Annotated in this window: 8 protein-coding genes; 6 read left to right on the plus strand and 2 right to left on the minus strand. The window is 52.9% G+C overall.

Annotation, left to right across the window (positions count from 1 at the left end; translation table 11 throughout):
* Positions 1 to 154: 154 nt before the first annotated feature.
* The 4 genes from ACW8F6_RS18275 (at position 155) to ACW8F6_RS18290 (ending at position 4,942) form a co-directional block, all read left to right on the plus strand.
* Positions 155 to 1,054 carry a kinase gene (locus ACW8F6_RS18275; RefSeq protein WP_491577328.1) on the plus strand — a complete coding sequence of 300 codons (900 nt, stop codon included), beginning with the start codon at positions 155 to 157 and terminating at the stop codon, positions 1,052 to 1,054.
* On the plus strand, positions 1,002 to 1,895 hold the full coding sequence (locus ACW8F6_RS18280; RefSeq protein WP_491577329.1) for an HAD-IIB family hydrolase: 894 nt from the start codon (positions 1,002 to 1,004) through the stop codon (positions 1,893 to 1,895). The genes ACW8F6_RS18275 and ACW8F6_RS18280 overlap by 53 nt, the downstream gene beginning before the upstream one ends.
* Positions 1,896 to 1,964: 69 nt before the next feature.
* Positions 1,965 to 3,185 carry a glycosyltransferase family protein gene (locus ACW8F6_RS18285; RefSeq protein ID WP_491577330.1) on the plus strand — a complete coding sequence of 407 codons (1,221 nt, stop codon included), beginning with the start codon at positions 1,965 to 1,967 and terminating at the stop codon, positions 3,183 to 3,185.
* A gap of 11 nt (positions 3,186 to 3,196) precedes the next feature.
* The gene (locus ACW8F6_RS18290) at positions 3,197 to 4,942 is read left to right on the plus strand and encodes a sugar phosphorylase (RefSeq protein WP_491577331.1); all 1,746 of its coding nucleotides are present in this window, start codon (positions 3,197 to 3,199) and stop codon (positions 4,940 to 4,942) included.
* On the opposite strand, the gene ACW8F6_RS18295 is transcribed toward ACW8F6_RS18290, so the two are convergent.
* Together ACW8F6_RS18295 and ACW8F6_RS18300 are read right to left on the minus strand one after the other, a co-directional pair.
* The gene (locus ACW8F6_RS18295) at positions 4,930 to 6,168 is read right to left on the minus strand and encodes a saccharopine dehydrogenase family protein (protein ID WP_491577332.1); all 1,239 of its coding nucleotides are present in this window, start codon (positions 6,166 to 6,168) and stop codon (positions 4,930 to 4,932) included. The genes ACW8F6_RS18290 and ACW8F6_RS18295 overlap by 13 nt on opposite strands.
* Before the next feature lie 36 nt (positions 6,169 to 6,204).
* Positions 6,205 to 7,311, minus strand: a complete 1,107-nt coding sequence (locus ACW8F6_RS18300) for a carboxynorspermidine decarboxylase (RefSeq protein ID WP_491577333.1) — start codon at positions 7,309 to 7,311, stop codon at positions 6,205 to 6,207.
* A gap of 434 nt (positions 7,312 to 7,745) precedes the next feature.
* Between ACW8F6_RS18300 and ACW8F6_RS18305 the strand changes: the two genes are divergently transcribed.
* Complete coding sequence (locus tag ACW8F6_RS18305) at positions 7,746 to 8,054, plus strand: transposase (RefSeq protein ID WP_491577334.1); 309 nt, start codon at positions 7,746 to 7,748, stop codon at positions 8,052 to 8,054.
* Positions 8,051 to 8,917, plus strand: coding sequence for an IS3 family transposase (locus ACW8F6_RS18310; protein WP_491577335.1), 867 nt, complete (start codon positions 8,051 to 8,053; stop codon positions 8,915 to 8,917). The genes ACW8F6_RS18305 and ACW8F6_RS18310 overlap by 4 nt, the downstream gene beginning before the upstream one ends.
* The last annotated feature ends 31 nt before the right edge of the window (positions 8,918 to 8,948 follow it).

An 8,948-nucleotide genomic window follows, 5' to 3' on the forward strand; every position in this document is an offset into this window, starting at 1 on the left:
ATCGCTTTGAAGACATGGCCACCGCCTCGCCGACAACGCCGCGTGCGCTCGGTGCCGGCACCGAGCTCACGCGGACTGATGGCGGACTGACAACGCATCGGCGTTATATTTGCATTAATTCGCTTCAGAATTCGATAGCAACCGCGAGGCGCCAATGCAACACAGCTACCACAACTTTCTTACCCAACATCGACTGCCAGCAGAATACCTAAGCTGGGCTCGACGCCATTTTAAACCGGTGCTCAAGTCGCTGAGTCAGCAACCGGGGTTGCGCGTGCTGGGTATCAACGGCTGCCAGGGGTCGGGCAAATCCACGCTGGCGGCCTACCTGCAAGTGGCACTGGCAGTGGAGCACGGCCTGCACGCCGTATGCCTGTCGATGGATGACTTTTACCACACGCGCCAACATCGCTTGCAGCTGGCCTTAGATATCCACCCTTTGCTGGCCACCCGCGGCGTGCCCGGCACCCACGATGTGGCGCTCGCGCTGCACACCCTGGCGGCGCTGCTGGCCGGTCGCCCTGTGCGCCTGCCGCAATTTGATAAGGCCAGGGACGACCGCGCGCCCGAGCACCAGTGGCCGCGTATTGAGGGTAAAGTTGACATCATTTTGCTCGAGGGCTGGTGTCTCGGCGCCGCGCCGGAACCGCTATCGGCACTGGCGCGGCCCGTCAATACGCTCGAGGCCACCGAAGACGCACAGGGGGTTTGGCGAGCAGCCGCCAATCGCGCACTTGCCGGCGACTATCAGACCTGGTTTGCACAAGTGCAGTGCTGGCTCATGCTTAAAGCGCCCGCGTTTGACGCGGTACTGCAGTGGCGGTGGCAACAGGAACAGAAGCTGGCTGAGAAGTTGCATATACAGCCTGACAAACCCATCCAAGATGGCCAAGCACTGCAAGGCTTGATGGACTACGCGCAAACCGAACGCTTTGTCCAACACTATCAACGGATAACAGAGCACTTGCTAGCCACTCTTCCTGCCAAGGCGAACTTTCTTTATGAGCTCGACTACCATCGACACATTATCCGCGAACACATCAACGCCCCCTGAACCCAGCGCCCCCGAATACCTGCTGTTTACCGATTTAGACGGCACACTGCTCGATCACTACACCTATAACTACGCACCGGCGATGCCAATGCTTCGGCAGTTGAAAGCGCTGCGCATTCCATTGATCTGCAACACCAGTAAAACCTTTGCAGAGCTGCTGCCACTGCGGGAGCAGTTAAACAACCACGCGCCCTTTATTACCGAAAATGGCGCCGGGGTGTACCTGCCATTGCATTTCGCCAATGAAAGTACACTCAAGACTTTGGGCAATCCCTGCTTGCAAAAAGGCTACTGGCGCTTTGGCCTCAGCCAGCCCAGGCGCTATTGGCAAACACTGCTGCGCGAATCTACAAAATCCTTTCACGGTTTATTTTGCAGTTTTCAGCAAATGGGCGATGCCGGCATTGCACAAATCACCGGCTTAAGCCTGGCCGACGCCAAACTTGCTAACCAGCGCGAGTTTTCCGAACCGCTACTCTGGCTCGGTGATACCGACAGCAAGCAGGCATTCATTGCTCACATGCACCAGCTTGGTGCAAATGTGCAGGAAGGCGGTCGTTTTTTGCACATTGTCGGCGATAGCGACAAGGGCAAGGCGTTGCGCTGGTTACACCGGGCCTACACTCGCACCAGCGGAAGTACTATGCGCACAATTGCCGCCGGCGACGGCGCTAACGATGTCCCCATGCTGGAGGCTGCAGACTATGCGCTGATTGTCACCTCGCCGGTAAATCCCGCGCCGGTACTGCGCAACCAACCGCACGTGCACATCAGCCCGCAACACGGGCCCGCAGGCTGGGCTCAAGGCATCGACAGCATTTTGAATTCATTGTCATCCTGACTAGACTCCCGCAGGTTGGCCGCGATATTGCAACAGCGAAAGCAACCTCGCGAATATTGGAGCAGTCACATGGCCGACTTTTATCAAAACGGCATCATTACCACACTACACAATCTCACCCGCCGCCCCGTCGAAGAATTGGACGACGAGTTACTTGCCTTTTCCAAGCAGCGCCCGCTTGGCTTGATATTGCCGTCGCTGTATTCCGAACTGGAAGGGCCCGCGCTGCCCAATATTGTCAAGGAACTCACCCAGGTGCCCTACCTGTCGGAAATTGTGATTGGCCTCGATCGCGCCACAGAGGAACAATACCGAGCGGCCATTCAATTTTTTAGCGAATTGCCGCAGCACCATCGCGTCTTGTGGAATGATGGCCCGGCACTGCGCGCACTGGACAGCGAACTACTGCGCATGGGGCTCGCGCCCTCACAGCCCGGCAAAGGCCGTAACGTTTGGTACTGCATTGGCTACAGTCTGGCCACGAATCGCTCCCAGTCCATCGCGCTGCACGACTGTGACATTCTGACCTATTCGCGCGAGCTACTCGCGCGCCTGATTTATCCTGTGGCAAACCCGCAATTCAATTACATGTTTTGCAAGGGCTACTACGCACGAGTTGCCGAGGGCAAACTAAATGGGCGCGTATCGCGCCTGCTGGTAACACCCCTGGTGCGCTCGCTGAAAAAAATATTCGGCGAGATGGATTACCTGCAGTACATGGACACCTTTCGCTACGCCTTGGCCGGCGAGTTTTCGTTTCGGCGCGATGTACTGAACGACATTCGCATTCCCAGCGATTGGGGGCTCGAAATTGGTGTGCTCTCGGAAATGTACCGCAACAATTCCACCAACCGCCTGTGCCAGGTGGATATTGCCGACACTTACGATCACAAGCATCAAAATCTCTCGGCCAATAACGATCAAGGCGGGCTATCAAAAATGTCCATCGATATCTCTAAGGCACTGTTTAGAAAACTCGCCACCCAGGGAAAAACATTCAATACGGAAACCTTTCGCTCCATTAAGGCCACCTATTATCGAATGGCGCTGGATCTCATTGAAACCTTTCACAATGACGCCATCATGAACGGCCTTAAACTCGACATCCACAACGAGGAAAAAGCGGTTGAACTGTTTGCCAAGAACATCATGAAGGCCGGAGAATCATTTCTAGACAATCCCATGGAAGCGCCCTTTATTCCCAGCTGGAATCGCGTCATCAGCGCCATGCCCGATGTATTAACGCGCTTAAAAGACGCAGTCGAAGAAGACAATAAACGTTTTTCATAGGAGGTCTTGGTATGGATGCAACTGCACACCTGCAACAACGTCTGGCCGATCACCTACAGCGTATTTATCAGCAGGTACAACCCAATTTGGATATTCTGCACTGGTGCCAGCAACTTATCCGGGCCATGCATATTGAGGAGCCGCGCGACATCGACCCCTACGCAAATCGGTGGAATCAATCCGATACCATTGTCATTACCTATGGCGACACCCTCTTAGCGCCCACCGAAAAACCCCTGGCATGCTTAAAAAAGTTTCTCGACACTCGCCTTGCCGGTGTAATTAACAGTGTCCACATTTTGCCGTTTTGCCCATACAGTTCAGACGACGGTTTTTCGGTAATGGACTATTCAACCATTAATCCGGCGCTGGGCGACTGGCCGGATATACAGGCTATTGCGCAAAATTACCGGCTAATGGCGGACCTAGTTATTAATCACTGTTCGGCGCGCAGCCTATGGTTTGACAATTTTGTGAAACAACAAGGACCTGGCAAAGACTACTTTTTTACCGCCAGCCCCCAGGCCGATGTGCGGCAGGTGGTGCGCCCCAGAACCAACGATTTGCTGCAAGCCGTCGAAACGGCACAGGGTGTGCGCTACGTATGGTGCACGTTCAGTCCAGATCAGGTAGACCTAGACTTCAGAAATCCTGAGGTGCTATTGCAGTTTGTGCGCATTGTGCGCCAGTACCTGGATATGGGGGTACGCATATTTCGGCTCGATGCTATCGCTTTTTTATGGAAAGTCCCTGGAACCTCTTGCATAAACTTGCCGGAAACACACGAAGTGGTGCGCTTACTGCGCGCGCTGATCGAACAGGCCGCACCCGACGCCATCATCATTACTGAAACCAATATCCCCAACCAAGAAAACCTCACGTACTTTGGCAACAATAACGAAGCCCACTGGATCTATAACTTTTCGCTACCACCGCTGTTAGTGCACGCATTGCTGACGGGCAACAGCAGCCATCTCAAGCGCTGGATGATGACCATGCCGCCAGCGCGCAACGGCACAACTTATTTTAATTTTATCGCCAGCCACGACGGGATTGGTTTGCGTCCCGTTGAAGGACTGCTAACGGATGCAGAGATCAATCAACTCACGCAAACTCTGGAAGCCTTTGGCGGACGTATTTCCCGCCGCGCCCTGGACAATGGCGAAACCCGAGCCTACGAGGCCAACATTGCACTTTACGACGCCCTCAAAGGTACGGTGGCCGGCCCAGACAACTTTAATTTTGAACGGTTTATCTGTGCCCATGCCATCATGTTGGGACTCGAAGGTGTGCCGGCCTTTTACATTCACAGTTTGCTGGCCACAGGTAACGATTACGCGCGCATGGCCCACAGTGGGCACAACCGCGCCATCAATCGAAAACAATGGCAAATAACAGAGCTGGAGAACTTGTTGTCAGATTCAAACAGCCAACACTGCCGGGTTTTTGAAGAGTTACAACGGCTGATTGGGATTCGCGCTTTGCAGGCGGCTTTTCACCCCAATGCCACGCAATTTACCTTGCACTTGGGTGACACGGTATTCGCCTTCTGGCGTCAAAGCCAAGACCGCCAACAGAATATTTTCTGTATTAGCAACCTGGATAATCAAACCGTGCAGATACCGCTTTCGGCAGTTAATTTAGTGTGCACCGATCAATGGTGGGATCTAATCGGGGACACCCAAATAGACACGGAGGCCGAGACACTGTCGCTGCCCCCCTATCAAACCTGCTGGCTCAGCAATCAAAAAAGTTGACGCTCGCCCTGCTCGTCCTGAATGAAGGTGGTTAACCCCAGCTCACTTAGCTTGGCAAGGAACGGCTTGGGCGGCAGCTCTTCCACATTGACCATGGTCGACACGTCCCAGGTGCCATCGGCAATCAATAGGGCGGCGGCTACCGCCGGTACACCGGCTGTATAGGAAATGGCCTGACTTTCCACCTCGGCGTAATTTTCGGCGTGGTCGCATATGTTGTAAATAAACACTTCTTTTTCAACACCGTCTTTAACGCCTTTGATTAGATCGCCGATGCAGGTTTTGCCGGTGTAGGCCGGCGCCAGCGACGCGGGGTCCGGCAGTACAGCTTTCACAACCTTCAAGGGCACAACCGATTGACCCTCGGCGGTGACCACAGGCTTTTCCGACAACAAGCCGAGGTTTTTTAGCACCGTAAATACATTGATGTAGTGTTCGCCGAAACCCATCCAGAAGCGTACATTGGGCACATCCAGATTCTGGCTTAAGGAGTGAATTTCGTCGTGCCCAGTCAGGTAGAGCGACTGCTCGCCAACCACAGGAAAATCCCGCGTGAGCTTTTTCTCAAACATCTGATTGGCGGTCCACTGCCGATTTTGCCAAGTCCACACCTGCCCGGTAAATTCGCGAAAATTGATTTCCGGATCAAAATTGGTGGCAAAGTATTTGCCGTGGCTACCGGCATTTACGTCGAGGATATCGATTGCGTCAACGCGGTCAAAATAGTCTGCACAGGCGAGTGCGGCATAGGCGTTCACCACGCCTGGATCAAAGCCAGCACCTAAGATGGCCGTCACGCCTTTCTCGGCGCAGGCCTGCTTGTGCTTCCACTCGTAGTTTGCATACCAGGGCGGGGTTTCGCAGATTTTGTCGGGATCTTCGTGAATTGCGGTATCCAAATAGGCCACGCCCGCTTCAATACACGCTTTGAGCACGCTTTGATTGACAAAGCTCGAACCCAGATTTAACACCATGGACACACCCGTGGACTGAATCAGCGCAACCAGGGCATCGATATTCAGTGCATCCACCGCGTGGGCCTGTAAAACGCCAGGCGTATTCAAGCTGCCTTTGCGCTCGATACTTTCAATAATGGCGTGACATTTCGCCACATTGCGCGACGCAATATGAATATCGCCTAGTATTTCGTTGTATTGCGCACACTTGTGCGCCACCACTTTAGCGACACCACCAGCACCCACTATGAGCACGTTTCTCTTCGTCATTATCAACTCCTCTCGCGGTAATGCCGCGCTTACTGCTTATTGATTGCCAAAGCTCGCCACATAGTCGTCAAAGCCATAGGATTGCACCTGCTCAAAATCGCCCGACAACCGTTTCACCACTATGTGCGGCATGGTCAGACCGTTAAACCAGTTTTTCTTGACCATGGTATAGCCCGCCACATCCTGCACGCTAAGTCTGTCGCCCACGCGCAGGGGTTGCTCAAACTGAAACTCGCCAAAGATATCGCCTGCCAAGCAGGATTTACCGCACACCATATAGCTGTGTGGCCCCGTGCTTACCAGCTTGGCCGGCAACCGATAAATCAGCAGGTCCAGCATGTGCGCTTCTATAGAGCTGTCGACGATGGCGATATCTTTTTCGTTGTGAATGACATCCAGCACTGTCACCTCCAGGGTGGCGCACTGGGTAATAGAGGCTTCACCTGGCTCTAAATACACCTGCACATTAAAGGTATCAGCGAAAGCTTTCAGGCGCGTACAAAATTCCGCCAAGGGATAATCTTCGCCCGTAAAATGAATGCCGCCACCTAAACTTACCCATTCCACCTGATGTAATAACTCGCCATAGGTGTGCTCAATTTGGTCTAGCATGCGAGAGAAAAGCGCGAGATCACTATTTTCACAGTTGTTGTGAAACATGAAGCCAGATATTTGATCGATGACGGCAGCGATTTTTTGGGGATCACTTTCCCCCAGACGACTGAAAGGTCGCGCCGGATCGGCCAATAGGTAGTCGGAACTACTCACGCGCGGGTTGACCCGCAAGCCGCGCACATGGCCCCGCGACTGGGTTTCAAAGCGCGCGAGTTGAGCCAGGGAGTTAAAAATAATTTTATCGGAATGCGCCAACACCTCGGCCATTTCGTGGTCTGCCCAGGCAACACTGTAGGCGTGCGTTTCACCGGGAAATTTCTGCCGGCCCAGCTTCACTTCGTACAAGCTGGAGGAGGTAGTGCCCGCCATATAGCCCTGCATCAGTTCAAAAACCGGCCAGGTAGCAAAACACTTCAACGCCAGCAGGCATTTTGCGCCAGAATGCTGTGCAACAAATGCCATTTTTTCCATATTTTTAAGCAGCGCTGCCTCATCAATTTGGTAATAAGGCGTATTAAATGTTGCCATGGTGCCAAAGCCCTTTTTCGCTGAAGGATACCTGCGGCGCGCGCGGGCGGCGGATTCTATCGCCATTACGCAAAGCGTGTAAACCAATGATTTATGAGACTTTTTTGCGAATTATTCTTCGGTTAATGCCGAATAATAATTCCGTTTATAAGGGGATTGGGGGCAAATTTTATTGCGCCACTGCGCGCGCCTGGCGTGCGAGATTTGTGTACACGATTGTGCGCGGGGTACGGGGGTCCCTATGGGCAGCTAAGCGCGCTGGGAGCAGCACCAGGCCCGAAGCGCTTCGTTTAATTTAGAGACGCAGCCGCACCACCGGTGCGCGCAGCGCTGGACGATGGATTGCGGCAAGGAGAATTGCCCTAGGTATGCCAAGTTACCCACGAAAAGTAGACACCCTGTATAGTTATATTTGACTGATATGGAGGTGTCGAATGACACGCAAAAAACACCAGCATTACACCGAAGAGTTTCGAAAAGAAGCGGTAAAGCGCTCTGAGCAGCCGGGCGTTACCCAGGCTCAGGTGGCCAAAGAGTTGGGGATCAGTGCTCAGCAGATCTCAAACTGGAAGCGCCAGTTCACTCGCTTGTCAGACAAGCAATTTAATACGGTTGATGGTGTGGACTATTCCAAGCAGGAGAGCGAGGAGCTCCGTAAGTTGAAACGCGAAAATAAGCGTCTACGAGAGGAGATGGAATTCTTAAAAAAGGTTTCTGCGTACTTCGCGAAAGGCCAAGAGTGAAGTACGAGCTGATAGAACAGCATGCCGATCAATATGATATACGATTGATGTGTCGAGTGTTGGATGTCCACCCATCAGGCTTTTATCGCTGGAGGAATTGTCCATCTAGCCCGAGAGAGCAGCGGCGAGACCAGATCACTACCTTGGTTAGAGATACCTACGAAGAGTTTGAGGCCGCTTATGGCGCCCCCAGAATCGCACGGGAGCTTAACGAGCAAGGGTATAAGTGTTCGGTCAACTATATTGCCAGAATCATGCAGGAGCAGCGGATAGTCGCCCGTAACGGGAAGGCTTTCAATTATGGCGGGCATGCTTTGACGATGCATAACGTCGCAGATAACCTGCTGTGGCGCGACTTCACTACAGAGAGACCGAATCAGAAGTGGGTAACGGATATCACCTATATCTGGGTTGAAAATCAATGGTTGTACTTGGCAACGGTAATGGATCTTTACTCCCGCAAAATCATTGGCTGGAGCTTCGATGAGAGTATGACAGTAGAGTTGATTACCGAGGCGATGCAAATGGCGATTGATGCCCGAGGTGTAAGCCCAGGCCTTATCGTTCATTCTGACCGTGGAACCCAATACCGATCGAACGAGTATGTAGGGTACCTTGAGCGACACGGTATAAAGCGTAGCATGAGCCGAAAAGGTAACTGCTGGGACAATGCGGTGATGGAGTCATTTTACGCTCGGTTAAAGGTAGAGCTGATCTACGCCAAGAACTACCAGTCGATAGAGGCCGCACGTTCAGGTATATTTAGCTACATTGAAATATTTTATAACCGCAAGAGAAGGCATTCTGCAAACGACGGGGTTAGCCCTGTTGAGTTTGAGGAGAGGGCAGCGATTGCTGCATAATTGGAGTGTCTACTTTTTGTGGGGAACACCA

This window comes from Simiduia sp. (assembly GCF_058345725.1).

Coding starts and splice junctions, on each gene's coding strand:
- ACW8F6_RS18305 (WP_491577334.1), top strand. CDS start 7,746: ATGACACGCAAAAAACACCAGCATTACACCGAAGAGTTTCGAAAAGAA.
- ACW8F6_RS18300 (WP_491577333.1), bottom strand. CDS start 7,311: ATGGCAACATTTAATACGCCTTATTACCAAATTGATGAGGCAGCGCTG.
- ACW8F6_RS18295 (WP_491577332.1), bottom strand. CDS start 6,168: ATGACGAAGAGAAACGTGCTCATAGTGGGTGCTGGTGGTGTCGCTAAA.
- ACW8F6_RS18280 (WP_491577329.1), top strand. CDS start 1,002: ATGAGCTCGACTACCATCGACACATTATCCGCGAACACATCAACGCCC.
- ACW8F6_RS18275 (WP_491577328.1), top strand. CDS start 155: ATGCAACACAGCTACCACAACTTTCTTACCCAACATCGACTGCCAGCA.
- ACW8F6_RS18290 (WP_491577331.1), top strand. CDS start 3,197: ATGGATGCAACTGCACACCTGCAACAACGTCTGGCCGATCACCTACAG.
- ACW8F6_RS18285 (WP_491577330.1), top strand. CDS start 1,965: ATGGCCGACTTTTATCAAAACGGCATCATTACCACACTACACAATCTC.